Here is a 25,397-nt window from a genome sequence, read left to right on the forward strand (position 1 = left end):
GCTTCGTCCTGTTTAATGGCAGAAATCGTTAATTTTTTAACGTTTCAATGACAGCCTGATGCGCACCGTATTGGGCAATACGTTGCCAGGCCTGTTGAATGGCTGCGACAAACTGCGGATTCTGTACGAGCTCGGCGGAGAAAATCTCATGCAGAGAAAGCAGGGCGCTGACGCGTTCTGATTCAGTGCTCTGTGCCACCAGAGCGGCAATTTTCTCACTGAGCGGGTCACGAATATCAATCGTAGCGCCTGAATCATCCACACCGCTCACGTAGCGCATCCAGCCTGCGATGCCGAGCGCCAACAGCGGCCACTCGCTTTGACGTGCTAAATGCACGCGGATCCCTTCCAGCATTCGCTGGGGTAATTTCTGGCTACCATCCATCGCGATTTGCCAGGTTTTGTGTTTCAGCGCCGGGTTGGCAAAGCGGTCCAGCAGGCTTAAGGCATACTGGTTTAAATCAACATCGGTAATTTGCAGCGTGGGGGCCTGTTCGGTGAGCATTAGCCGGTAAGCGGCTTCACGAAATGCGCTATCCTGCATACAGTCGCTGATGTGCTGGAATCCGGCCAGATAGCCGAGATAAGCGAGAAACGAATGGCTGCCGTTCAGCATCCGCAGTTTCATTTGTTCCCACGGCAAGACGTTTTCAACCATCTGGACACCCGCGGTTTCCCATTGCGGACGACCACAGACAAAGTTGTCTTCAATCACCCACTGAATAAACGGCTCGCAGCTGATTGCGCAAGGATCGGCAACGCCCAGCTCACGGGCGATTTCAGCCAGCGACTCTTCGGTGGCGGCGGGAACAATCCGATCCACCATAGTACCCGGGAAACTGACGTGCTCCTGGATCCAGTGCGCCAACTCAGGAGAGCGTTTTTCCGCCATCCCCAGTACGGCATTTTTTACCACATGACCATTGTCCGGGATGTTATCGCAGGAGAGGACGGTAAACGGCTGCAGTCCACGTTCACGTCGGCGGTGCAGCGCTTCTACGATTATACCGGGGGCGGAGTGCGGTTCAGCCGGTGTCTGCAGATCGTGAATAATACGCGCATTAGAGAGATCTAACGAACCCGTCGCCGGATCGATGCAGTAGCCTTTTTCCGTGATGGTTAACGAGACAATCGCGACCTGAGGCTCGCAGAATTTTTCAATAATGGCCGCCAGCGAATCCAGCGTGGCGTTCAGGCATTCGTTAACGGCACCGATAACAATAGGCTGGTTGCCGTTAGCCCCTTTTTCTAACACGGTAAATAAATGATCCTGTTCGCGAAGCTGACGCATCAGCCGATCGCCACTGAACAGACTGATCTCGCAAATCCCCCAGTCTCCGCCCTGCGCATTCAGCACCCTGTCGGTTAATAACGCCTGATGGGCGCGGTGAAAAGCACCGAAACCAAAATGTACAATCCGCGTTTTTAATTGTTGGCGGTCGTACTGCGGCATCATGACATTTTCCGCCAGAGGCGCTGAGGCAATAGTTTTCATTAAATACACCTGATTAACCATTAATTAACAATGGCAGTATAAAGTTATATGACAGCAAATTGAATTGGTGTGCCTCATTTATCCGGGGAATGTGAGCTGGATCAATCAATGATAGGCCATCTGTTGAACATCTCCGGGATGGCTGTATGGTAGTCGTCATTCAGATAGTTTAATTTGGTATAACAACTTGTGGGGTGAAACAATGGAACAAACCTGGCGTTGGTACGGACCTAACGATCCGGTATCGCTTGATGATGTGCGTCAGGCTGGCGCAACGGGTGTTGTGACCGCCTTGCACCACATTCCCAACGGTGAAGTGTGGCCGGTAGAAGAGATTCAACAGCGTCAGGCTATTCTGGCTGAAAAAGGGCTGACCTGGTCGGTGGTGGAAAGTATTCCTGTCCACGAAGATATCAAAACGCGTTCAGGCCAGTACCAAACGTGGATTGCCAATTATCAGCAGAGTATCCGTAATCTGGCGACCTGCGGCATCGATACCGTGTGCTATAACTTCATGCCGATCCTCGACTGGACGCGTACCGATCTCGAATATCAGCTGCCGGACGGCTCCAAAGCGCTACGTTTTGACCAGATTGCTTTTGCAGCCTTCGAACTGCATATTCTTCAGCGCCCTGGCGCCGCAGCGGATTACACCGCAGAAGAACAACGCCAGGCGCTGAATTACTTCAATGCTATGAGCGATGCCGATATCGAAAAGCTGACCCGCAATATCATTGCCGGCCTGCCCGGTGCGGAAGAGGGCTATACGCTGGATCAGTTCCGTGCGCGCCTCGCTGAATATGACGGCATCAGCAAAGACGATCTGCGCGATAATATGGCGGTATTCCTGCGGGCGATTGTGCCTGTGGCGGAAGAAGTCGGCGTGCGTCTGGCTGTCCACCCTGACGATCCGCCGCGTCCGATCCTCGGCCTGCCGCGCATTGTTTCGACTATCGAAGATATGCAGTGGCTGAAAGAAACCGTCGACAGCATCAATAACGGCTTCACCATGTGCACCGGTTCCTACGGCGTGCGCGCCGATAACGATCTGGTGAAAATGATCGAAACCTTTGGCGATCGAATCCACTTCACGCATCTGCGCTCCACCTGCCGTGAAGATAACCCGAAAACCTTCCACGAAGGTGCGCACCTGCAAGGCGATGTGGATATGGTATCGGTGGTTGCTGCCATCCTGGGCGAAGAACAGCGCCGTAAAAAGGCGGGCGATTTGCGTCCTATCCCGATGCGTCCGGATCACGGACACCAGATGCTTGACGACCTGCACAAGAAAACCAACCCAGGCTACTCCGCGATTGGTCGTCTGAAAGGGCTGGCGGAAGTTCGCGGCGTTGAACTGGCGTTAAAACAAACGCAGTTCCGCGATCTGCTGTAAGGTTAACAACAGGGATTGTGCCGCAGGCGCGATCCCTGAAATTCATCAAGGCTGCGCTAGCGCCTGCTCCAGTACCGACAGCACCTTTTTGATCTGCTGTATCTGCAATCCGCCAAACCCGAAAAACATAACAGCATCGCTGTTCTCCCTACGCCATGCGGCTCCTGAGCCATTTTCTATATCTGGCAGAGTGTCAAAGCGGATCCCTGCCAGCAGGCAGCGCTGTTGCAGCCTGGCTATCATATCTGGGTGTCTGTCAACGCGTAACGAGAGGTGCAGACCCGCCGTTGCGCCAGCGATTTTCCCTGACGGAAACAGAACAGAAAGGCCATCGCGTAACAGATTGAGGCGCGCCGCATAGTTGCAGGCCAGCTTGCTGATGTGCGAGTAAAACACCTGATTTTGCATTAATTCGGCTAAAAATTGCTGCAATAGCCACTGACTGCCGTTGTTGTTGAGCGCTTTCATATTCTTTACTGCCGGGAGCAGTTCATCAGGACAAATGAGATAGCCAAGACGCGTTCCCGGCCCCAGCGTTTTGGAAAATGTCCCCATGTAGATAACCCGGTTGTGATAATCCATAGCTTTCAGTGCAGGAAGGGGGTTCTCGCCATAGGTAAAAACAGCATCGTAGTCGTCTTCAAGGATATAAGCGCCGACGCGCTGCGCCCACGTCAATAATGACTGACGGCGCTCCAGCGAAAGGACGCTTCCCATTGGATACTGGTGAGCCGGAGTCACATAGCAAAGCTGGGTTTCATATTCGGGTAATTTATCTGTTTGCAGCCCGTGGTTATCTACAGCAATTGACGTAATGTCTGCACCGTAATAATTAAACAGATGCCATGCGCCAGAATAGCAAGGGGATTCGGCCACAACGTGGCACTTTTTTTGCTGACTGACGGCATGATGAACAATAAATATTTGACTCAGCAGCGACAATCCTTCCTGAATCCCATTGGTAATGATGATGTTCTCCGCCCGGGTATTAATGCCGCGAGATAAATTAAGGTACCTGGCTAGTTGCTCACGCAGTGAAAATAATCCATTTGATGAATGATATCGGGTAAACAATTGCTCTTTAAGTACGCTTGGCGCGTTATTCCATTTTCGCCAGCTTGCCCAGGGAAAAGCATTGGGATCGGGGACGCCCATCCGGCAGTAGCACTCCCGCCCAGGCTCTGCGTAAACATCGGTAGAGACCCCGGCCGCTTTTGGTGTTACTGGCGGAGAGCCCTGGGGTACGGACACATGCGCTGGAGTTACACGTACAGGCGTGGTGAATATCACCTCATAGCCAATGCCGTGTCGGCTCTTAATTAACCCAGCCGCCATCAGCTTATCATAGGCCATCACTACCGTTATTTTGGCAATGTTCAATGCCTGAGCCTGCTCGCGAATAGAGGGGAGTTTATCTCCACACAGCAAATCACCCCGCTGAATGGCCTGTAAATAAAATTGAAATATCTGCAACTGCAGCGGAGTCCGGCTTTCTCTATCGAGAGTCAGTTTGAGCATGATAAATTCCTTATTTATAGATGGTAATTATATTACGGACTTCTGCTCTTTACTATTTGACGAACCTCATAGAGTGGATGCTGTTCCTATAATCTGCCTTCGCTGTCTCTATTTTTGATTTTTATTATCCCTTAGCGTGTCGCTATTAAAAAAATGGAGGCAAGCATGTCGTGGATAAGAAAAAACGCACTATGGTGCGCATTCGCCGGGGCGGTAGCAATGGCCCTGGCTATTTGGGGAACGTGGCAAGGCGTTCATTACACCAGTTCTACCGAGTTTTGTTTATCGTGTCACTCGATGCGCACATCTGGCGAGGAGTATAAAACCAGCGTGCATTTTCGTAATGCTTCTGGTGTGCGTGCGGAGTGTAAGGATTGTCATATTCCGCCAGGCATCGTCCCAACGCTGGTTCGTAAAACGCAAGCCTTAAACGACCTCTACCACACCTTTATCTCTCCTTCGATCGATACCCCGGAAAAATTTGCCGCAAAGCGGGCGGAGTTGGCCCAGCGAGAATGGGCGCGCATGAGCGCGAATAATTCTGCGGTGTGTAAATCCTGCCATAGCTACGAGGCGATGGATCACGGTAAGCAATCGGCAAATGCAGCGGCGCAAATGACCGCGGCGGCGGCAAAAGACAGTAACTGTATCGATTGTCACAAAGGCATTGCCCATCACAAACCCGATATGAGCAGCGGTTTTCGCGATCGTTACAAGCAGCTGCAGCGTCAGGGAGAGCAGTTACCCACGGCGACGACGCTGTATTCGTTAGGCGAAAAATCACTGACTGCGACAGCAGAGAGCCCGGCAGGTAAAGCCATGCTGTACCCGGCAACGCAAGTGCGTGTGCTGAAAAGAGAAGGAAAAAACGTTCAGATAGAGCTGACCGGCTGGCGGGAAAGCAAAGGACGTGGACGGGTGATTACCCAGTATATGGGTAAACGCGTTTTTGCTGCCGTATTAGATGCCTCGCTGATGAGCAACGTGAAGGTTGAGCAAACACAGGTTGATCCGGAGTCACATCAGGAGTGGCAGCAGGTAAGTGTGATGGCCTGGAGTTCGGCGGAGGGTTTTACCGACAATATTGACCCCCTCTGGCAATACGCCGATCAGATGTTGCAATCCACCTGTAGCGCTTGCCACAGCACGCCGCCGCCGACCCGTTATTCCGCGAATGGCTGGATCGCCGGACTGAAATCCATGTCCACCTACTACCGGCTTAACCCGGTGGAAGACCGTACGTTGTTGAAATATCTCCAGACTCACGCCAGCGATATACCTCAACCTAACAATTCAAAAGGATAATTTATGGATATTCATGATTTTAATCCGTCACGTCGACGGTTTTTAAGTGGAATGCTGGCAGTCGGTGCCGTCAGCGCTTTAGGGCCAAATCCACTGATCTCAAAGGTCTGGGCAGCGGGTGAAAACCCGGAGCAATGGCTCCAGTCTGGCTCGCACTTTGGCGCTTTTGAAGCCAAAGTCGTGAACGGTGAATGGGTCGATACCCGCCCCTTCAAACATGACAAATACCCCTGCGATATGTTGAATGCGGTGCGTGAAGTGGTCTACAACCCATCGCGTGTGCGCTACCCGATGGTGCGGCTGGACTGGCTGCGCAAGCGTGAAAAGTCAGATCGCAACCAGCGCGGCGATAATCGCTTTGTCCGTGTGAGCTGGGATCAGGCGTTGGATCTGGTTTATGAAGAGCTTGAACGAGTACAAAAGACCTACGGATCTTCTGGTGTCTTTACCGGGCTGGCGGACTGGCAAATTGTTGGCAAATATCATAAGGCCGGCGGCGCGATGGATCGGGGACTCGGCTTACACGGTAGCTATGTAACGACCGTCGGCGACTACTCGGCAGCCGCAGCGCAGGTCATTTTGCCGCATGTGATTGGTTCGCTGGAAGTTTACGAGCAGCAAACGTCACTCCCGCTGGTTATCGAAAATACCCAAACCATCGTGCTGTGGGGCTGCGATCCTATCAAGAATCTGCAGATCGAGTTCCTGGTTCCCGATCACGATGCGTTTGGCTATTGGCAGCAGATTAAAGAAGCGGTTGCGCAGGGAAAGATGCGCGTTATCAGCGTTGATCCGGTGCGTAGCAAGTCGCAAAACTATCTTGGCTGTGAGCAGCTGGCGCTGCGACCGCAAACGGATGTCGCGTTATTGCTGGCGCTGGCGCATACCCTGTACGAAGAAAAACTGTATGACGTGGCGTTCATTAACGATTATACCGTGGGCTTTGAACAGTTCTTGCCGTATCTGCTTGGGGAAAGCGACAAGCAGCCGAAAAATGCCGAATGGGCGGCGGAAATCTGCGGCCTGACGGCGGAGCAGATCCGCGACTTCGCCCGCCTGCTGGTCAAAGGTCGGACACAGTTTATGGGCGGCTGGTGCGTGCAGCGTATGCACCATGGCGAGCAGTATCCGTGGATGCTGGTGGTGCTGGCAAGCATGGTTGGCCAAATTGGCTTGCCGGGCGGCGGAGTAGGGTTTGGCTGGCACTATAACGGCGGCGGGACGGTCACTTCTGCCGGTCCCGTCCTGTCCGGCCTCGGGAGCATCAACAATCCCCCGGCCGCGAAATACAAAGCGGATTTCCGCGGCGCTTCAGAGCATATTCCTACCTCGCGAATGATTGATTGTCTGCTGGCGCCAGGCAAAAAGATTGCTTTCAATGGTGAAACATTAACTTTCCCTGATATCAAAATGGCGATTTTCAGCGCCGCCAATCCGTTCCATGCGCAGCAGGATCGTAACCGCATGATCGAAGCGTGGAAGAAGCTGGAAACCGTGGTCGTTCTGGATCATCAGTGGACAGCATCCTGTCGTTTTGCCGATATCGTCCTGCCTGTGACCACGCGCTTTGAGCGTAATGACATTGAGCAGTTCGGTACACACTCGAATAAAGGGCTGATGGCGATACATCAGGTGGTTAAACCGCAGTTTGAAGCGCGACATGACTTTGATGTCTTTGCCGGTTTGTGCAAACGCTTTGGTCAGGAAGAGACATACCGCGAAAAGCGGGATGAAATGCAGTGGATAAAAGCCATTTATGATGAGGGCGCGAAAACAGGAGCGTCCCTTGGCGTGAGTATGCCGAACTTCGAGAGTTTCTGGCAGGGCGAAGGATACATTGAATATCCTGCCGGGAAGCCGTGGGTGCGTCATGGAGAATTTCGCGAACAGCCGGATATCAACCCGTTAGGAACACCCTCTGGTCTGATTGAAATTTACAGCAAAACCATCGCGGGCTTTGCCTACGATGACTGCCCGGGGCATCCGGTGTGGATGGAACCTTTTGAGCGTACCCATGGCAGCAAAACAGATAAATATCCGCTGCATCTGCAGTCCTGCCATCCGGATAAACGTCTGCACTCCCAGCTGTGCTCAAGCGAGGCGTTTCGTAACACCTATGCGGTGGCAGGAAGAGAGCCGCTGTACATGAGCGAGTCGGATGCCCGCGCACGTGGCCTGAAAGCCGGGGATATTGCGCGCGTGTTTAACACCAGAGGCCAGGTGCTGGCCGGGGTGGTGATCAGCCCGGATTACGCGCCTGGCGTCGTCCGGATTCATGAAGGCGCGTGGTATTCGCCGCAGGAAGGCGGGAAAGCGGGCACACTATGCACTTATGGCGATCCGAATGTGCTGAGTGCGGATATCGGTACATCACAACTGGCGCAGGGGCCTTCGGCGCATACGGTGCTGGTCGAGGTGGAGCGGTACCAGGAGAATGCCCCGCAGGTCACGGGCTTTGGCGGGCCGGAGGTTGTGAAAGAGGAGGGGGCAAGTGCAGCATAATCACATTCATCGACAGCGTGCGGCGGTGTACCAGTGGTTTTCACAACTGCTGTTCCGCGAGCTGGACGAGGAGCAACTCATCCGCCTGGAAAGTGGGGAAAGCCGAAAGTGGCTGGCGTCGTTGACGGCTATCCCTGGGTTATCCGTTGATGTTAAAAACCTGGAACGTAGTCTCGTTCGGGCGCTGCGCCGGGAAAGCCGACAGCTGGAGCTGGCGGCGGACTATGCCTCGTTGTTTTTGCTGGCACCTCCTGGCGGTGTTTCTCCTTATGCGGGGCATTATCCGCATACGACCGCGCCTGAAGAACGCAAGGAAATGAATGTGCTGTTAGTCGAGCATGGGCTGACCCCGCAGGACAACGAGCCTGCCGACCATATTGCTGTACAGCTGGCACTGATGGCGAGAATGGTTACCAAAAAGGAGACGTTATCGGCGCAATATTACTTTTTGCATCATCACATTATGTGCTGGGCACCCCTGCTACGGGAAAGTTGTTTACACCGGGACGAAGAGGGGGTTTATCCTCAGGCGGTTAACGTCATAACGCATTTTATGCGTGAGGATGGGCTGTATCTGGAATCTCTGTTGATGGATGATTTTTACCTCAGCAGCCAGGGCTGAAAAGAACAAAGGGACAGCAAATGCTGTCCCTTTTCACCGCTGTCGCAGCAGAAAAGTTAGTCTGCGCGGCCCATGTAGCGACGTTCTTCGATATGAATACGGATTTTTTCACCTGCACTCAGATATTCAGGAACCAGGATAACCAGACCGGTGCTCATGGTCGCTGGTTTGTTACGCGCACTTGCTGACGCGCCTTTAATGCCCGGAGCCGTTTCAACGATTTCCAGGTCTACCGTTTGCGGCAGTTCAAGCGCCAGCAGCTGGCCGTCCCAGGTCAGTACCTGCATATCCGGCATTCCGCCTTCCGGGATGAAAAGCAATTCTTCTGCGATCTGGTCTTTGGTGAAGGTATACGGGGTATAGTCTTCTTTATCCATGAAGACGTATTCGTTGCCATCGACATAGGAGAAATCAACGCCACGACGGCTCAGGGTGACGGTATCAACGATGTCATCGCCTTTGAAGCGCTCTTCAACTTTCAGACCGGTACGAACATCAGAAAAACGCATTTTGTACAGCGTGGCGGCACCACGTGCGGTTGGTGATTGAATATCAATATCTTTTACAATCAGCAGTTTGCCGTTGTAATTCAGTACCATACCTTTTTTAATTTCGTTCGCTCTTGGCATCGAAAAAATCCTGTAATGAGGAGTGTCTAAAATATCGCGTAAAACTACTCGCGCCGGGGCATTCAGGCAAGCGGAATTGATGCTTTTGCTGGTGCAAAAAAGGTGTTACTGTGCGCTTCCTGCACAATCCGATGGTTTACAATAAAGAGAGTACTGTATGGAATGCCGTCCGGATTGTGGTGCATGTTGCACCGCGCCTTCAATTTCCAGTCCCATCCCCGGCATGCCTGATGGCAAGCCCGCTAATACGCCATGCGTTCAACTGGATGAATCCCTGCGCTGTAAAATTTTTGCTTCGCCTCTGCGGCCAAAAGTGTGCGCCGGTTTACAGCCCAGTGCGGAAATGTGCGGACAGACGACGCACCAGGCCATGGTCTATCTCATTGAGCTCGAGGCGCTGACCGCACCTTAAACGTCTTTGATGCGCGTCAGACACGCGACGGTGGCGACGATCATCACCAACGCAAACCAGAATACCGCGTGATAGTTCCAGATTTCAGCGGCAATACCCGCCAACGATCCGGCAATAATCCAGCCCACGCGAATGGTATTTGTATAGAGAGTTGTGGCTGAACCCGCTTGTCCCGGCGTCAGATCCTGGAAATAGAGCATGCCAATCCCGCCGAGGATGCCGATGTAAATCGCGTTCAGCAGCTGTAAGCCAAGCAATATCGCCGGAGAGTGGGCCAACAGCATGCCGGCATAAAAGAAAAATCCGGCGACAACGGCGATTCTCATCAACAGGCGTTTGCCCAGACGCTTCGCGAAGTATCCGGCAATCAACATGGTTGGGATTTCCAACCCCGCGGCAGTTCCCATCATGATGCCCGCCAGCTTTTCCGGCAGATGCAGTTCGTTGATAATAAACAACGGCATATTAATGATATAGAGACTGTTAGTCCCCCACATTAATGTGCAGATAACAAACAGTAGCAGCGTGTCGCGTCGATTGCGGCGCGGGGCTTCTACCGCGCCTGTCGCGAGAGGCACGTTTTTACTCATCGAGGGTAAGAACAGCCAGACCATTACGCCGCAGACAACAAACGCCACCGCCGCGCTGAGGTACATCACCGTAAAGCTAAACCCCATGGCCAGCGCGTAGGCCAGCGGCGGGCCAATCACCCAGGCCAGCGAAACCTGCGCACGTAATATCGAGCTGAACATGACGGCTTCCCGACCCGTACGGTCGGCGTGCTCGCGGGCGAGAGCAAACATTTGCGGGTTGGCGGTCGAACCGAAACTGCTGAGGAATACCCCGACAAACAGCAGAATAAAATAGTTACGGTTCCAGGCGAACAGCACGCAGGCCAGCATCCCCAGCACGCAGCAAAACACAATCAGGTTTTTGCGATCGCCTTTTTTATCTGAACGTCCGGCCAGAAACTGACTCACCAAAATGCCGATTACGGCGCTACCGGTAAAAAAGAACCCGACCATGCCGGGACGGGCATGGACTTCATCCGTCAGAAAAAGGCTGAGGGTTGGCGTCTGCAACGCACCGGCGATACCCGTCAGAAATGCGACAAGCAGGAACGCCGAAGACGTTAAATCAAACGCCTTGGGTGTGGCGGCTACGGGGGTGTTGTGCATGTTTTGATATCAATAATGTGAAGAGACGCGGAGTTTACGCTGCTTGTCAGAAAATAAACAGGGAGCCAAATCAAAATCGGCATCAAAAATCAAAATAGCATTTCAGTCAGAGAAAGCAGTTTGCTGACGCTGCTGAATCTGACAGGCTGACGCCGTTTTTGCGTCAGCAATTTTTTCTCCTCCGCGGAGAAAATGTGCGTTATCTCTAAATTCAGCAAGTAATTTGTCAACTTTACTTGTGTGCTGAAGAAAAAAGAGCAAGACTTCTTGAAACGTTTCAGCGTCATCTCGCCATAACTGATGGAGTCAGGTGACGCCTTTTTTCTCATGTTAGCTGAATCGTTTCAAATCAGCGGGAGAGGAGAACCATGTTCCAGTTATCTGTTCAGGATATTCACCCGGGCGAACAGGCCGGGAATAAAGAAGAGGCTATTCGCCAGGTTGCCGCTGCCTTAGTGCTGGCAGGTAACGTAGCGGAAGGCTACGTCGATGGCATGCTGGCGCGTGAACAACAGACGTCCACGTTCCTCGGCAACGGTATTGCTATTCCTCACGGTACGACGGACACGCGCGATCGGGTGCTGAAAACCGGCGTGCAGGTGTTTCAGTTTCCGCAGGGCGTGATCTGGGGTGAAGGGCAGGTTGCTTATGTGGCAATCGGCATCGCCGCCAGCTCTGATGAGCACCTCGGTTTACTACGTCAGCTGACGCATGTGCTGAGCGATGACTCCGTCGCTGAACAGCTGAAATCTGCGACCACGGCGGAAGAGTTGCGCGCGTTGCTGATGGGGGAAAAGCAAAGCGAACAGCTGAAGCTTGATAACGAAACGCTGTCGCTGGACGTCGTTGCCAACTCGCTGGTCACGCTGCAGGCGCTCAACGCCGCACGGTTGAAAGAGGTCGGCGCGGTTGACGCCACCTTTGTGGCCAGAGCCATTAATGAGCAACCGATGAATCTCGGTCAGGGGATCTGGCTGAATGACTGTGCTGAAGGCAATGTGCGCAGCGCCGTTGCGGTCAGCCGCGCAGCAACAGCGTTCGATGTACAAGGTGAAGCGGCAGCCCTGCTGGTGACCGTCGCCATGAATGACGAACAACCGGTTGCGGTGCTGAAGCGCCTTGGCGATCTGCTGCTGAATAATAAAGCTGACCGTTTGTTGAAAGCCGATGCGGCAACGGTGTTGGCGCTGCTGACCAGCGATGATGCCTTAACTGATGATGTACTGAGCGCCGAATTTATTGTGCGCAATGAGCATGGTTTACACGCCCGCCCGGGCACCATGCTGGTGAATACGATTAAACAATTTAACAGTGAAATTACCGTGACAAATCTTGATGGAACCGGCAAGCCGGCGAATGGACGCAGTCTGATGAAAGTTGTGGCATTAGGCGTGAAGAAAGGACATCACCTGCGCTTTACCGCTCAGGGTGAAGATGCTGAACAGGCGCTGAAAGCGATTGGCGAAGCCATCGCGGCGGGTCTTGGGGAGGGCGCGTAATGAGCAGACGTGTTGCTACTATCACCCTTAACCCAGCCTACGATCTGGTAGGTTTCTGCCCGGAAATTGAACGCGGTGAAGTGAACCTGGTTAAAACGACCGGTCTGCACGCGGCAGGTAAAGGGATTAACGTCGCTAAGGTTTTGAAAGATTTAGGTATCGATGTAACGGTGGGCGGTTTCCTCGGTAAAGACAACCAGGATGGTTTTCAGCAGTTGTTCAGCGAGCTGGGTATCGCCAACCGTTTTCAGGTTGTACAGGGGCGTACCCGTATCAACGTCAAGCTGACCGAAAAAGACGGCGAAGTGTCCGATTTCAATTTCTCCGGCTTTGAAGTCACCCCGGCTGACTGGGAACGCTTTGTGAATGACTCGCTGAGCTGGTTGGGCCAGTTCGACATGGTGTGCGTCAGCGGCAGTTTGCCGACCGGCGTTAGCCCGGAAGCATTCACCGACTGGATGACGCCCCTGCGCAGTCAGTGTCCTTGCATTATCTTTGATAGTAGTCGTGAAGCACTGGTGGCCGGTCTGAAAGCGGCACCGTGGCTGGTAAAACCAAACCGTCGTGAACTGGAAATCTGGGCAGGCCGTAAGCTGCCAGAAATGAAAGATGTGATTGAAGCTGCACATGCGTTGCGCGAGCAGGGTATTGCTCACGTGGTGATTTCACTTGGCGCGGAAGGTGCGCTGTGGGTTAACGCTTCGGGTGAGTGGATTGCTAAACCGCCGTCAGTCGAGGTGGTAAGCACCGTAGGCGCGGGTGATTCAATGGTTGGTGGCCTGATTTACGGCCTGCTGATGCGTGAATCCAGTGAACACACCTTGCGTCTGGCAACCGCTGTTGCCGCCCTGGCGGTAAGCCAAAGCAATGTGGGCATTACCGATCGTCCTCAGTTGGCCGCAATGATGGCGCGTGTCGACTTAAAACCGTTTAACTGACAGCAGGAGAGGCATAATGAAAACGCTGCTGATTATTGACGCTAATCTCGGCCAGGCTCGCGCTTATATGGCGAAAACCCTGCTTGGAGCGGCGGCGCAGAAAGCACATCTGGAAATTATTGATAATCCTAATGATGCCGAACTGGCAATTGTTCTGGGCGACACGCTTCCTGCCGACAGTTCGCTGAACGGCAAAAAAGTCTGGCTGGGCGATATTGGTCGTGCGGTTGCGCATCCTGAACTTTTCCTCAGTGAAGCGAAAAGCCACGCAAAACCTTATAGCGCTCCGGTTGCGACAGCGTCCGTGGCCAGTAGTGGTCCAAAACGCGTGGTGGCGGTGACGGCTTGTCCAACTGGCGTAGCCCATACGTTTATGGCCGCTGAAGCTATTGAAACGGAAGCGAAAAAACGTGGCTGGTGGGTGAAGGTTGAAACCCGTGGTTCTGTTGGCGCAGGCAATGCCATTACGCCGGAAGAGGTGGCTCAGGCGGATCTGGTGATTGTGGCGGCTGACATTGAAGTTGATCTGGCGAAGTTTGCCGGAAAACCAATGTACCGTACTTCAACTGGCCTTGCGCTGAAGAAAACGAAGCAGGAGCTGGATAAAGCGCTGGAAGAAGCAACGCCGTACCAGCCTGCCGGCAAAGCGCAGTCTGCAACCACTGAAGGTAAGAAAGAGAGCGCTGGCGCGTATCGTCACCTGCTGACGGGCGTATCCTACATGCTGCCGATGGTGGTTGCTGGCGGTCTGTGTATTGCACTCTCATTCGCTTTTGGTATCGAAGCGTTCAAGGAGCAGGGGACGCTGGCGGCGGCGCTGATGCAGATTGGCGGTGGTTCAGCTTTCGCGCTGATGGTGCCGGTTCTGGCGGGCTACATCGCGTTTTCCATCGCTGACCGTCCGGGTCTGACGCCAGGTCTTATCGGCGGTATGCTGGCGGTGAGCACCGGTTCCGGCTTTATTGGCGGGATTATTGCCGGTTTCCTTGCCGGTTATGTGGCGAAGCTCATCAGCACGAAGCTGAAACTCCCGCAGAGTATGGAAGCGCTGAAACCGATCCTGATCATTCCGCTGCTCTCAAGCCTGGTGGTTGGTCTGGCCATGATCTACCTGATCGGTAAACCAGTGGCGGGCATTCTGGAAGGTCTGACCCACTGGCTGCAAACCATGGGAACCGCGAACGCGGTGCTGCTTGGAGCGATTCTGGGCGGCATGATGTGTACCGATATGGGCGGTCCGGTTAACAAAGCGGCGTATGCTTTCGGTGTGGGCCTGCTTAGTACGCAAACCTATGCGCCGATGGCGGCGATTATGGCGGCGGGTATGGTGCCTCCGCTGGCCCTGGGGCTGGCAACGCTGGTGGCGCGTCGTAAGTTCGACAAAGCGCAGCAGGAAGGCGGTAAAGCTGCGCTGGTACTGGGCCTGTGCTTTATTACCGAAGGGGCTATCCCATTTGCTGCCCGTGACCCGATGCGCGTTCTGCCTTGCTGTATCGTTGGCGGCGCGATTACCGGAGCTATCTCGATGGCGGTGGGGGCTAAGCTGATGGCGCCGCACGGCGGTCTGTTTGTGCTGTTAATCCCTGGCGCAATCACTCCGGTGGTTGGATACCTGCTGGCCATTATTGCCGGTACGCTGGTAGCCGGTCTCTCCTACGCGGTGCTGAAACGCCCGGAAGCAGAGGTTGTGGCAAAGGCGGCCTGATTTAACGCTGACATCCGGGGCAGAGATTTCTCTGCCCCTTTTTTTATCCATTAAATCTGCCCGGTAGTGTTAACCGGTTCAGGCAATCATTGGCGCGATGATAAAACCAAAGGCAACGCCAGCAATGATCCCGCCAAGCCCTGGCAACATAAACGGATGGTTTAAGACATACTTACCCACGCGCGTTGTCCCGGTGGTGTCGAACTCCATTGCCGCCAGCGAAGTCGGATAAGTTGGCAGAACAAACACGCCGGTCACTGCGACATAGGAAGCCAGAATGGCCCATGTGGGTACGCCGAGCGCGACGGCAAGAGGGATAATCAGCGGCGTGGTGGCTCCCTGCGAATAGAGAAGCGCGCAGGTACCAAACAGCACCAGCGCCAACAGCATCGGATAAGCCCGTAGAATATCGCCCGCGATATCCTTTATCCCCGTTAAGTGGGCATCAATGAAGGTTGTGCCCAGCGTAACAATCCCCAGAATCACAGCCAACGAACTCATACCCGCGCGAAACGTGGATGTCAGGACAATCGCGTCTGTTGATGTTTTGCATAGCACCGCCATCAGACACGCGGCAGCTAGCATGCAGATAATGATAATATCCCGGGTATTCATTGGGTTGCCTGCATCGAATCCAGGGCGCAATTGAGGGCATGCGGCAAGAATAACGATGACCACCGTTGCCAGCATAAACAGGGCCACTGACAGTCTGGCACCTGGCGTTGTGCTGTTTTGCCCTGCATATTTACGCACCAGTCCTTTTTGCAGGCGTTCCAGATAGACTTCATCATCCTGTAGCTCACATCCCTGACGTGAGGCGATAAAAGCGGCGACCATCGCGGCGACAAATGAGGCAGGCAGACAAACCGCCATGACCTGAATAAAGCTGATACCGTTGCCTTCCATAATAGTCAGCATAGCGGCCATTGCGGCACTGATCGGCGAACCGGATATCGCCACCTGCGAAGCGACTACGGAGCCTGCGAGCGTACGAGAAGGGCGAATACCTGACTCTTTGGCAACTTCGGCAATCACCGGCAGAGTAGAAAAGACGATGAACCCTGTTCCCGCCATAATCGTCATCGACCAGGTAATAATCGGCGCAATAATATTGATATATTTAGGGTTACGGCGCATAAAATTACCGGCAATGCGAACCAGATAATCCATGCCTCCGGCGGCCTGTAGCGCCGATGCCGCCACCACCACCGTCATAATAATAAGAATAACGTCAACGGGTGGTGAACCAATTTGCAGCCCAAATCCCAGCGTTAAAATAGCCAGCCCCAGCCCGCCGCATAAACCAATACCAATTCCGCCAAGGCGGATACCGAAAAAAATTGCGCCCAACACTACGATAATTTCTAGCCAAATCATAATGGCCTCCGCCAGAGAGTAATTTGTAATTAAAATGGATTTTTATTTAATGCAACAATTAAACAGGTAGGGATATTCATTGCGCCAAAAGGTGATTTTTACCCACGCGTTTCTCGTACCATTTAATACCGGCACGAACCAACGAACCGGTTGAATCAATATATTTTTCAGGTGACTTTTTGACGGCTTCAGCAAGAATGACAGGAACTTCAGTACATCCGAGTACGATGACTTGTGCCCCGCGTGAGAAGAGTGCTTCAGCTTGTTCATTCATCAGCGTTTGCGCCCGCTTAGCCTCACCAGCTTTTAAGCAATAGATACTTTCCATCACTTTTTCCTGACTGGATGGGTCAGGGCTGATGCAGGTTAACCCAAGAGATTCTATGCCTTTTTGATAGAGACCCATGTATAAAGTGGCGTTGGTGGCGAGTAATCCGATTTGCGATTTCCCGCAGTTTTTAACCTCATTGATGGTCGTTTCAACGATACTGAGCAGCTCTGTATGGCAGCACGCTTTTAATTCATTAAACCAAAAGTGGGCGGTGTTACAGGGGATCACAATACACTCGGCACCAGCATCTTCGAGTTTATGCATATAATCGCGCATTGCCGGAAGTGGGGAATGACCATGATGCATTAACGCGTCGGTTCGGTCTGGAATGTCAGGAATAGATGAAATAATTAAGGGGATATGTTCCTGGTCACGTTGCGCAGCGGTAAAAGTGACGAATTTATTAAACAGGTCGACCGTTGCAGCAGGTCCCATACCACCAAGCACGCCAATTAAACCTTTCACGATATATACCTCAATTCACCGATGATTAATATTCAGAGCTGGGTTGTGTCTGCTGATAATGTTTAACAGCAGTGAGTGGTGAGGAGAAATGCAATAATGTATGGTTCAATGCAAAAACCGCATGACTGTGGTTTATTGTGTAACCTCAGCAGGCCGGTATTCGGCCAGAGGCTACGCGTTACGCGGCGGGCAAGCGGTCGTAACCGATAGGGAGAGAAGTATGTTAATGTTAAAAATGAAGCCTTGATGCAAAAAACGAATCACCAGGCGCTAATGATGAATGTCATCTCCGGAACTATTCAGGCATGATGCTTTAAGGCTAATAGGCATATTTAAATATCCGCGTGATAAGCATGAAAAATATTGAGACAAAATGGTTATATGACTTTCTGACGTTGGAGGCATGCCGTCATTTTTCCCAGGCGGCTGAGGAGCGCAACATATCCCAACCGGCATTTAGTCGGCGGATCAAGGCGCTCGAATCAGCCGTGGGTGTGCTGCTTTTTGATCGCACAACGAGCCCACTGCAACTCACGGAGGAGGGCAAGCTATTTCATTCGCAAACCCGTAGTTTGTTGCAACAGCTGGAATGTAATCTGGATGAGCTAAGCGGCCACAATTTACTGGGTGTACCCAATATCAAAATAGCGGCGGCACATTCTCTGTCGCTGACGATGTTGCCCAGATTGGTGCACTCAATGGCGGCCTGGGGTGAGGAGTTTGTCTATCACGTTGAAGCTATTGATGTTGTTCAGGCGGTGAATACTCTGCGCGAGGGGAAAAGCGATTTTATTATCTCCTTTCGGGATGAAGATTTAATGCAGTCACCTTTCTGCGGCTTGAAGGTTTTTGAGTCTGAACTGTACCCCGTGTGTGCAGTTGATGCGCAGGGTAAGGCGTTGTTTGATATCTACCAGTCGCAGGCGCCGATTCTGAACTATACCAGCACATCCTACATGGGAAGATTGGTAAACCGTCATCTGGCGGAAGTAGGCGGCATTTCAGCCCGAACGCTGTTTATGTCTTCGATGAGTGAGTTATTAAAAAATATGGCATTGGATGGGCATGGTATCGCCTGGCTGCCGGCGTGGACAATCGTAAACGAACTGCGCGAAAAGCGGCTGGTTTGTCTGCAGACGCCGGAACTGATGGTGCCTATTCAGGCTTATATTTACCGAATGGATACCCGGTTGAATAAAACGGCTGAGCACTTCTGGCGGATTTTGTACAACCATATGCCAGAGGACCTTGTTTCGCTCAGTTGATACGAACCGGATCGTCTGGCGCATCTGAAAAATCTCCGGTTATGCCGGAGTTAAACTCTTTAGACTGCTTGAATTGTGTACTACCTCTCATTTTCTCTTTCCTTTACAGACTGTATCAATAAAAAATTGTGATTCTGTTCATATCTATTGAGTTTAGATCTTGAATATGGATTTACTTTGTCAAAAACACGCTTACTATGAACATGTGTTTGATAGTGAACATGTGCTCTAATAACCTGATGTGTGGCGTTGGTTATTTTTAACGAACTCATTTGTGGCAAGTTAATTGCCAGGGGACGTGCTATGCGTGAAAAGGAATACATAGTAACTATTGGTTCGGCCAATATGGATGTTGCTGGGTATTCGCATGCTTCTCTAAATTATGCGGATTCGAATCCAGGAAAGATAAAATTCACCCCCGGCGGAGTTGGACGTAACATTGCACATAATCTCGCGCTGCTGGGGAAAAATTCATGGTTACTGACGGCGGTTGGTAATGATTTTTATGGACAATCGTTATTGGCGCAAACCAATCAATCCGGAGTTCATGTTGATAAGTGTCTTATCGTTCCCGGAGAGAATACGTCCAGTTATTTATCATTGCTTGATAACACCGGTGAAATGTTGGTTGCCATTAATGATATGAGCATTACCGAACATATTTCAGCTGATTTTTTATCACAGCATCATGATTTTATTCGGCAGGCGAAAGTCATCGTCGCCGATTGCAATATCAGCGAAGATGCCCTGGCATGGGTGCTGGAAAATGCCGGAGAGGTTCCGGTGTTTGTTGACCCGGTATCGGCATGGAAATGCGTCAAAATTCGCGAGCGGCTTGGACAAATTCACACTCTTAAACCCAACCGGCTTGAAGCCGAAACGCTAAGCGGTATTGCGCTTTCCGGGCGTGATGACGTGGGTAAAGTCGCCGCCTGGTTTCATGATCGCGGCTTAAATAGGCTGGTGCTCAGCATGGGCGGCGACGGTGTTTATTACAGTGATATTGCGGGGAGTCGTGGTTGGTCGCTGCCGATTAAAACTCACGTCATTAATGTTACCGGAGCTGGCGATGCGATGATGGCTGGACTGGCTTCCTGCTGGGTAGACGGCATGCCCTTTATTGATTCGGTTCGATTTGCGCAGGGTTGTTCATCAATGGCGTTAGCCTGTGAATATACCAATAACCCTGATTTGTCTGTTGCGAATGTAAGCACATTAGTGGAGAACACAGAATGTCTGAATTAACTCTTTCCTCTGAATTATTACAAATATCTCCAGAAGTACAGGAAGCATTAAACAGTAAGAAGCCGATTGTTGCACTTGAATCAACCATTATTTCTCATGGTATGCCATTTCCGCAGAATGCCCAGACAGCGATTGAAGTAGAAGAAACTATTCGTAAACACGGTGCGGTTCCTGCGACCATTGCCATTATTGGCGGAATAATGAAAGTTGGTTTAAGCAAAGATGAAATTGAGCTGCTTGGGCGAGAAGGTCATAGCGTTACGAAAGTAAGTCGTCGTGATTTGCCGTTTGTGGTCGCGGCAGGAAAAAATGGTGCAACGACGGTTGCCTCAACCATGATTATTGCCGCCCTGGCGGGAATTAAAGTATTTGCGACAGGGGGAATAGGTGGAGTTCATCGTGGTGCTGAACATACCTTTGATATTTCCGCGGATCTGCAAGAACTGGCGCATACCAATGTCACGGTAATTTGTGCCGGGGCGAAATCTATTCTTGATCTCGGCTTAACTACTGAATATTTAGAAACCTTTGGTGTGCCGTTAATTGGTTATCAAACCAACGCGTTGCCAGCATTTTTCTGCCGTACCAGTCCGTTTGAGGTCAGCATCCGTCTGGACAGTGCGCAAGAGATTGCCCGTGCCATGGCGGTGAAATGGCAAACGGGTCTCGACGGCGGTCTGGTTGTTGCGAACCCCATCCCAGAGCAGTTTGCGATGGCTGAAGAGAAAATTAATGCGGCAATCGATCGGGCGGTAAAAGAAGCGGAAGATCAGGGCGTTGTGGGCAAAGAGAGTACGCCGTTCCTGTTAGCGCGGGTTGCAGAGCTGACCGGTGGTGACAGCCTGAAATCAAATATTCAGCTGGTGTTCAACAATGCGGTACTGGCCTGTGAAATTGCGAAGGAGTATCAGCGCCTCGTCTGACAGAATTTCCCGGGCAGAATGCGGTCGCCCGCGAATATCAAACCTACCAAAACCTGGCGATAACGCCGGGTTTCCTGGCATGAAGGGAATTTCATTATGGATATAATGAGAAGTGTTGTGGGTATGGTGGTATTACTGGCCATCGCGTTTCTGCTGTCAGTAAATAAAAAACGTATAAGTCTGCGTACGGTCGGGGCTGCACTGGTACTGCAAATCGCAATCGGCGGCATTATGCTGTACTTCCCGCCAGGAAAATGGCTGGTTGAACAGGCTGCGCTCGGTGTCCACAAGGTAATGTCATACAGTGACGCGGGAAGCGCATTTATCTTTGGCTCCCTGGTAGGGCCAAAAATGGATGTGCTGTTTGACGGAGCCGGGTTTATCTTCGCTTTTCGGGTGCTTCCGGCCATCATTTTTTGTGACCGCACTGATCAGTCTTCTCTACTACATTGGCGTGATGGGGCTGTTGATCCGCATCCTCGGCGGTATTTTCCAGAAAGCGCTGAACATCAGTAAGATCGAGTCATTTGTCGCCGTAACGACGATTTTTCTCGGGCAAAACGAGATCCCGGCGATCGTGAAGCCGTTTATTGACCGCCTGAATCGCAATGAGCTGTTTACCGCTATTTGTAGTGGGATGGCCTCGATTGCTGGCTCAATGATGATTGGTTACGCCGGAATGGGCGTTCCGATTGACTATTTGCTGGCGGCATCGTTGATGGCAATCCCTGGCGGTATTTTGTTCGCGCGTATGCTGAGTCCGGCAACTGAAGAATCTCGTGTCACCTTTGAGAACCTGTCATTTACTGAAACGCCACCGAAAAGCATCATCGAAGCAGCGGCGAGCGGAGCGATGACCGGGCTGAAAATTGCAGCTGGCGTGGCGACGGTCGTAATGGCATTTGTCGCCATTATCGCGCTGATTAACGGCATTATTGGCGGAATTGGTGGGTGGTTTGGCTTTGGTCACGCCACTCTGGAAGGGATCTTTGGCTATGCGCTAGCCCCGCTGGCGTGGATTATGGGTGTGGACTGGGGCGATGCGACGCTGGCAGGCAGCCTGATCGGACAGAAGCTGGCGATTAATGAGTTTGTCGCTTATCTCAACTTCTCGCCGTATCTGCAAACGGGTGGAACACTGGATGTGAAGACCATTGCGATTATCTCGTTTGCGCTGTGCGGTTTCGCTAACTTTGGTTCGATTGGCGTTGTCGTCGGAGCATTTTCGGCGATAGCGCCACAGCGAGCCCCGGAAATCGCGCAGCTTGGCATGCGCGCGCTGGCAGCAGCAACGCTGTCAAACCTGATGAGCGCTACTATAGCCGGTTTCTTTATCGGGCTGGCATAGCGAAAATAATGCCGGATACGCGTAGCGCCATCCGGCATTACATTTAAGCAGTTTGCAGCAAATACAAGGCGTTATCTGCTGAGAGGGTTGGGTTGTTGATGCTGACGCTGGCTCGCGATAATGCCGCGCAGGCCATGGCAAAGTGAGCGCTTTCACGAAATTCACTACCTTCCAGAAAGCTGTACAGCAATCCCGCCATAAAAGCATCGTCGGCGCCAAAACTGTCTACAACCGTATGCTCAGGAGGCGTCAGTAAAAACTGTTCTCCGTCCTTTTCGCTGCAAAAAACGGATTCATCTTCCAGGCAAACAAAGATTCGTTTTACCCCTTGCTGATGGAGACTATTAACGGCCAGTACGCGATCGGCATCTGAATGAATAGGTTGACCCCACAAAATCGCCAGCTCTTTCTGCGTTGGTTTGAGCGTATGAATACGCGTAAACCAGGTCTTCATTTTTGCCGCTTTGAACTCTGAAACGGTGTCAATGAATACCGGAATATCATCAGCAATAGTAAAGACCCACTCAATGGCTTCGGCAGTCAGATTGCAATCTGCCAGTACGACACCGGAATGGCGGATCAAATCTCGCGAACTATTCAGTAACTGCGGCGTCAGTTGTTGCAGGATATGGGTATCGTTTATTGCCAGTACGGTCTCTTCCTGCTGATTAGCGATCGACAGGTAAGTTGAGGTGTTATGTCCATGCAGGCGTATGCAACTGGAAACGTTAACACCGGCCTGACGCGTTTGTTCCAGCAATGTTTCGCCATAGAAATCACTGCCAACAGCGGAAATTAAGTGGACGTCACGGCCCAGCAGCGCCAGGTTGTGGGCGATGTTGCGTCCCACGCCGCCTGCCGAGCAGTGAATGCTACCAGGGTTAGAGGCAGCCTGAGGATAGTGGATGTCAGCAACACCACGAATATCCATATTGATCGCCCCAACAACCACGCAATAATCCTGTTCGGTAAGGATATAACCTTTACCTTTGATCATGCCTTTACGCATCAAATCCATAATATGCGCAGCAACGCGTGAACGGCTGATCTGCAAAATATCGGCGATTTCATTCTGCTGAATCAACGGATTGCGACGCAGGATCTTAAGGATCTGCTTTTCCCTGTCGTTCATGGTTATGCCACCGCTTTTTCTGTTTGCTGGGCTTTCAGCCAGGCAATCTCTTCTGCCCAGATATCCGGATTAATTGTTTCCAGCACCAGCGGAATGCCGTCAAAACGATTGTCCTGCATGATCCAACGGAAGGCATCGTGGCCAATATTGCCTTCACCTAAGCTGTGGTGACGGTCAACGCGACTGCCAAATGCGCTCTTGGCGTCGTTCAGGTGCATACCGCGTAGGTACCTGAAGCCGACAATACGCTCAAATTCCGCAAACGTCTTTTCGCATTCCTCGACGGAGCGCAAATCGTAACCGGCCGCGAAGGCATGGCAGGTATCAATACAGACGCCGACGCGGGACTTATCTTCGACGCCGTCGATAATGGCGGCAAGGTGCTCAAACTTAAATCCAAGGTTGCTGCCTTGTCCGGCGGTATTTTCGATAACTGCCGTAACGCCCTGGGTCTGAGCAAGGGCGATGTTGATGGATTCGGCAATGCGCGCCAGACACTCATCTTCCGGGATCTGCATCAAATGGCTGCCCGGGTGAAAGTTCAGCAAGGATAAGCCCAGCAGTTCACAGCGCTGCATTTCATCTATAAACGCATCACGTGATTTTTCCAGCGCATCGCTAACCGGATGACCGAGGTTAATCAGGTAACTGTCGTGAGGCAGGATCTGGGCGGCAGTATAATGATACTTCTCGCAGGCAGATTTAAAATCATCAATGATTTCGGTGGTCAGCGGCGCGGCACGCCACTGGCGCTGATTTTTGGTGAACAGGGCGAATGCGGTCGCTTCGATTTCTGCGGCTCGAATAGCGGCGTTAGCCAGACCGCCAGCGGCGCTTACGTGCGCTCCGATATATTTCATAAATTTAACCCGCCATACTCAAATACAAAAAGGGAGAGTATAGCGGGTTAATAGAGGTGAGTCGTGATCGTTTATGCCATCAGCGCGTGGATAGCGACGTTAATCGCACCGCCACCCACAATCAGCCAGACAAACAGCAGCAGGGCCATCAGTAACGGTTTGGCACCGGCTTTTTTCAGCGCGCTAACGTGCGTGGTCAGCCCCAGGGCAGCCATCGCCATTGCCAGCAAAATGGTGTCCAGCGTTACCAGCATGTTCACTACTGACTGTGGCAGCAGGTGGAACGAGTTAAAAATTGCGACCACAATGAACAGGATGGCAAACCATGGAATGGTTATTTTGCTCTTCTCACCGCCCGTGGCCGGAGACAGTTGTTTAACGCGTGCGGCCAGGAGGATAAGGAACGGTGCCAGCATCATGACGCGCAGCATTTTGGCAATAACCGCGGCGTTTTCCGCATCCGGGCTAATGGCGTGCCCGGCAGCCACAACCTGTGCAACTTCATGCATGGTGGAGCCAATGTAAATGCCGTAGGTTTCTGGGCTAAACCAGTGTGAAAGCAACGGATACATCGCCGGATACAGGAAGATAGCGATAGTACCGAAGATAACCACGGTGGCGACAGCGACGGTCACTTTACTGGCTTCTGCTTTCACCACTGGTTCGGTTGCCAGCACGGCGGCGGCACCACAAATGCTGCTACCCGCGCCAATCAGCCAGCTGGTGTGACGGTCCAGACCAAATACTTTCTGCCCCAGGAAACAGGCAATCATAAAGGTACTGCTTAGCGTTAACACATCAATCACGATACCGCTGACGCCGACGTCAGCAATTTGCGCGAAGGTGAGGCGGAAACCGTAGAGGATAATCCCCAGACGTAATAAATGTTGTTTCGCGAACAGCACGCCGCCGTCACAGCTTTTCCAGATGTGCGGATAGACGGTGTTGCCGAGAATCATCCCCAATAAGATGGCTAAGGTGAGGGCGCTGAACCCGGCACCTGCGACGGCGGGAATGGATCCTCCCCATAAGGCGACCCCAGTGATAACTGCACTCAGGGCAAGCCCCGGAATAAAATGCCACGCTGTACGACGATGAGTCTGTAAGGTGAGTTCTGTCATATCCTTCTCCTTTATCTGGGTAAAAGAGTAAGGCGAAGTGGTTTAAAAATAAAATTGATTATATATTTATAATTAATCTATATAAGTGGTATACCCGTGATACTTCAAGTTGCATGTGCGTTGGCTGCGCTCAT

General features: G+C 52.0%; 20 protein-coding genes and 1 pseudogene. 12 read left to right on the forward strand and 9 right to left on the reverse strand.

The genetic code is table 11. The features are described 5' to 3' along the window. Positions 1-28: 28 nt before the first annotated feature. Positions 29-1,495, reverse strand: a complete 1,467-nt coding sequence (locus HV350_RS08850; RefSeq protein WP_181630266.1) for a mannitol dehydrogenase family protein — start codon at positions 1,493-1,495, stop codon at positions 29-31. Between the two features lie 202 nt (positions 1,496-1,697). Here HV350_RS08850 and uxuA point away from each other — a divergent pair, with 202 nt between their 5' ends. Beyond that, positions 1,698-2,888, forward strand: coding sequence for a mannonate dehydratase (uxuA, locus tag HV350_RS08855; RefSeq protein ID WP_181630267.1), 1,191 nt, complete (start codon positions 1,698-1,700; stop codon positions 2,886-2,888). Positions 2,889-2,933: 45 nt separating this feature from the next. On the opposite strand, the gene HV350_RS08860 is transcribed toward uxuA, so the two are convergent. Further along, positions 2,934-4,406, reverse strand: coding sequence for a PLP-dependent aminotransferase family protein (locus HV350_RS08860; RefSeq protein WP_016156993.1), 1,473 nt, complete (start codon positions 4,404-4,406; stop codon positions 2,934-2,936). Positions 4,407-4,571: 165 nt separating this feature from the next. Between HV350_RS08860 and torC the strand changes: the two genes are divergently transcribed. The 3 genes from torC to torD are packed head-to-tail and all read left to right on the forward strand — an operon-like array spanning position 4,572 to position 8,835. Then, a complete protein-coding gene (gene torC, locus HV350_RS08865; RefSeq protein WP_047500963.1) occupies positions 4,572-5,711 on the forward strand; it encodes a pentaheme c-type cytochrome TorC in 1,140 nt (379 codons plus the stop codon). A gap of 3 nt (positions 5,712-5,714) precedes the next feature. Then, entirely contained in the window at positions 5,715-8,213 is a 2,499-nt protein-coding gene (gene torA / locus HV350_RS08870; protein ID WP_181630269.1) for a trimethylamine-N-oxide reductase TorA, read from the forward strand. Continuing rightward, complete coding sequence (torD, locus tag HV350_RS08875; protein WP_181630271.1) at positions 8,203-8,835, forward strand: molecular chaperone TorD; 633 nt, start codon at positions 8,203-8,205, stop codon at positions 8,833-8,835. Before torA ends, torD begins: the two co-directional genes overlap by 11 nt. 56 nt (positions 8,836-8,891) lie before the next feature. On the opposite strand, the gene yeiP is transcribed toward torD, so the two are convergent. Beyond that, entirely contained in the window at positions 8,892-9,464 is a 573-nt protein-coding gene (gene yeiP / locus HV350_RS08880) for an elongation factor P-like protein YeiP (protein WP_181630273.1), read from the reverse strand. Between the two features lie 157 nt (positions 9,465-9,621). On the opposite strand from yeiP, the gene HV350_RS08885 reads away from it, so the two are divergent. Next, entirely contained in the window at positions 9,622-9,876 is a 255-nt protein-coding gene (locus tag HV350_RS08885) for a YkgJ family cysteine cluster protein (protein WP_016153739.1), read from the forward strand. On the opposite strand, the gene setB is transcribed toward HV350_RS08885, so the two are convergent. Further along, a complete protein-coding gene (gene setB, locus HV350_RS08890) occupies positions 9,873-11,054 on the reverse strand; it encodes a sugar efflux transporter SetB (RefSeq protein WP_181630275.1) in 1,182 nt (393 codons plus the stop codon). The genes HV350_RS08885 and setB overlap by 4 nt on opposite strands. A gap of 368 nt (positions 11,055-11,422) precedes the next feature. Between setB and fruB the strand changes: the two genes are divergently transcribed. The 3 genes from fruB to fruA are packed head-to-tail and all read left to right on the forward strand — an operon-like array spanning position 11,423 to position 15,196. Continuing rightward, a complete protein-coding gene (gene fruB / locus HV350_RS08895) occupies positions 11,423-12,553 on the forward strand; it encodes a fused PTS fructose transporter subunit IIA/HPr protein (protein ID WP_016156988.1) in 1,131 nt (376 codons plus the stop codon). Beyond that, on the forward strand, positions 12,553-13,491 hold the full coding sequence (gene fruK, locus HV350_RS08900) for a 1-phosphofructokinase (RefSeq protein WP_181630276.1): 939 nt from the start codon (positions 12,553-12,555) through the stop codon (positions 13,489-13,491). Before fruB ends, fruK begins: the two co-directional genes overlap by 1 nt. A 16-nt stretch (positions 13,492-13,507) precedes the next feature. Beyond that, positions 13,508-15,196, forward strand: a complete 1,689-nt coding sequence (gene fruA, locus HV350_RS08905; protein WP_131379654.1) for a PTS fructose transporter subunit IIBC — start codon at positions 13,508-13,510, stop codon at positions 15,194-15,196. Positions 15,197-15,274: 78 nt separating this feature from the next. Here fruA and HV350_RS08910 read toward each other — a convergent pair whose 3' ends face one another. Both HV350_RS08910 and HV350_RS08915 read right to left on the reverse strand, forming a co-directional pair. Beyond that, a complete protein-coding gene (locus tag HV350_RS08910) occupies positions 15,275-16,573 on the reverse strand; it encodes an anaerobic C4-dicarboxylate transporter (protein ID WP_181630278.1) in 1,299 nt (432 codons plus the stop codon). A gap of 76 nt (positions 16,574-16,649) precedes the next feature. After that, positions 16,650-17,369 (reverse strand): amino acid racemase, encoded by a 720-nt coding sequence (locus HV350_RS08915; RefSeq protein WP_181630280.1) that lies wholly within the window; start codon positions 17,367-17,369, stop codon positions 16,650-16,652. A 353-nt stretch (positions 17,370-17,722) separates the two neighbouring features. On the opposite strand from HV350_RS08915, the gene hypT reads away from it, so the two are divergent. The 4 genes and pseudogenes from hypT (at position 17,723) to HV350_RS08935 (ending at position 22,150) form a co-directional block, all read left to right on the forward strand. Then, complete coding sequence (hypT, locus tag HV350_RS08920; RefSeq protein WP_016153733.1) at positions 17,723-18,634, forward strand: hypochlorite stress DNA-binding transcriptional regulator HypT; 912 nt, start codon at positions 17,723-17,725, stop codon at positions 18,632-18,634. 303 nt (positions 18,635-18,937) lie between these two features. Further along, on the forward strand, positions 18,938-19,879 hold the full coding sequence (locus tag HV350_RS08925) for a pseudouridine kinase (RefSeq protein WP_181630282.1): 942 nt from the start codon (positions 18,938-18,940) through the stop codon (positions 19,877-19,879). Further along, complete coding sequence (locus HV350_RS08930; protein ID WP_016156984.1) at positions 19,867-20,802, forward strand: pseudouridine-5'-phosphate glycosidase; 936 nt, start codon at positions 19,867-19,869, stop codon at positions 20,800-20,802. Before HV350_RS08925 ends, HV350_RS08930 begins: the two co-directional genes overlap by 13 nt. 96 nt (positions 20,803-20,898) lie before the next feature. Further along, positions 20,899-22,150: pseudogene (locus tag HV350_RS08935) on the forward strand (NupC/NupG family nucleoside CNT transporter). A 43-nt stretch (positions 22,151-22,193) separates the two neighbouring features. Here HV350_RS08935 and HV350_RS08940 read toward each other — a convergent pair. From HV350_RS08940 to HV350_RS08950, 3 genes are all read right to left on the reverse strand, one after another. Next, positions 22,194-23,282, reverse strand: a complete 1,089-nt coding sequence (locus tag HV350_RS08940) for a sugar kinase (RefSeq protein ID WP_047416236.1) — start codon at positions 23,280-23,282, stop codon at positions 22,194-22,196. 2 nt (positions 23,283-23,284) lie between these two features. Beyond that, the gene (gene nfo / locus HV350_RS08945; protein WP_046275457.1) at positions 23,285-24,142 is read right to left on the reverse strand and encodes a deoxyribonuclease IV; all 858 of its coding nucleotides are present in this window, start codon (positions 24,140-24,142) and stop codon (positions 23,285-23,287) included. 71 nt (positions 24,143-24,213) lie between these two features. Then, entirely contained in the window at positions 24,214-25,263 is a 1,050-nt protein-coding gene (locus HV350_RS08950) for a YeiH family protein (RefSeq protein ID WP_016153726.1), read from the reverse strand. Positions 25,264-25,397 lie beyond the last annotated feature (134 nt).

Origin of the sequence: Citrobacter sp. RHBSTW-01013 (genome assembly GCF_013781985.1) — a bacterium.
GTDB lineage: Bacteria > Pseudomonadota > Gammaproteobacteria > Enterobacterales > Enterobacteriaceae > Citrobacter > Citrobacter braakii.

What these genes read in the sequence shown, in the direction of transcription:
- HV350_RS08940 (WP_047416236.1), bottom strand. Translation starts at nt 23,282, where the DNA reads ATGAACGACAGGGAAAAGCAGATCCTTAAGATCCTGCGTCGCAATCCG.
- HV350_RS08885 (WP_016153739.1), top strand. Translation starts at nt 9,622, where the DNA reads ATGGAATGCCGTCCGGATTGTGGTGCATGTTGCACCGCGCCTTCAATT.
- fruK (WP_181630276.1), top strand. Translation starts at nt 12,553, where the DNA reads ATGAGCAGACGTGTTGCTACTATCACCCTTAACCCAGCCTACGATCTG.
- HV350_RS08930 (WP_016156984.1), top strand. Translation starts at nt 19,867, where the DNA reads ATGTCTGAATTAACTCTTTCCTCTGAATTATTACAAATATCTCCAGAA.
- yeiP (WP_181630273.1), bottom strand. Translation starts at nt 9,464, where the DNA reads ATGCCAAGAGCGAACGAAATTAAAAAAGGTATGGTACTGAATTACAAC.
- uxuA (WP_181630267.1), top strand. Translation starts at nt 1,698, where the DNA reads ATGGAACAAACCTGGCGTTGGTACGGACCTAACGATCCGGTATCGCTT.
- setB (WP_181630275.1), bottom strand. Translation starts at nt 11,054, where the DNA reads ATGCACAACACCCCCGTAGCCGCCACACCCAAGGCGTTTGATTTAACG.
- HV350_RS08860 (WP_016156993.1), bottom strand. Translation starts at nt 4,406, where the DNA reads ATGCTCAAACTGACTCTCGATAGAGAAAGCCGGACTCCGCTGCAGTTG.
- HV350_RS08950 (WP_016153726.1), bottom strand. Translation starts at nt 25,263, where the DNA reads ATGACAGAACTCACCTTACAGACTCATCGTCGTACAGCGTGGCATTTT.
- torA (WP_181630269.1), top strand. Translation starts at nt 5,715, where the DNA reads ATGGATATTCATGATTTTAATCCGTCACGTCGACGGTTTTTAAGTGGA.
- fruB (WP_016156988.1), top strand. Translation starts at nt 11,423, where the DNA reads ATGTTCCAGTTATCTGTTCAGGATATTCACCCGGGCGAACAGGCCGGG.
- HV350_RS08850 (WP_181630266.1), bottom strand. Translation starts at nt 1,495, where the DNA reads ATGAAAACTATTGCCTCAGCGCCTCTGGCGGAAAATGTCATGATGCCG.
- hypT (WP_016153733.1), top strand. Translation starts at nt 17,723, where the DNA reads ATGAAAAATATTGAGACAAAATGGTTATATGACTTTCTGACGTTGGAG.
- torC (WP_047500963.1), top strand. Translation starts at nt 4,572, where the DNA reads ATGTCGTGGATAAGAAAAAACGCACTATGGTGCGCATTCGCCGGGGCG.
- HV350_RS08925 (WP_181630282.1), top strand. Translation starts at nt 18,938, where the DNA reads ATGCGTGAAAAGGAATACATAGTAACTATTGGTTCGGCCAATATGGAT.
- fruA (WP_131379654.1), top strand. Translation starts at nt 13,508, where the DNA reads ATGAAAACGCTGCTGATTATTGACGCTAATCTCGGCCAGGCTCGCGCT.
- HV350_RS08910 (WP_181630278.1), bottom strand. Translation starts at nt 16,573, where the DNA reads ATGATTTGGCTAGAAATTATCGTAGTGTTGGGCGCAATTTTTTTCGGT.
- nfo (WP_046275457.1), bottom strand. Translation starts at nt 24,142, where the DNA reads ATGAAATATATCGGAGCGCACGTAAGCGCCGCTGGCGGTCTGGCTAAC.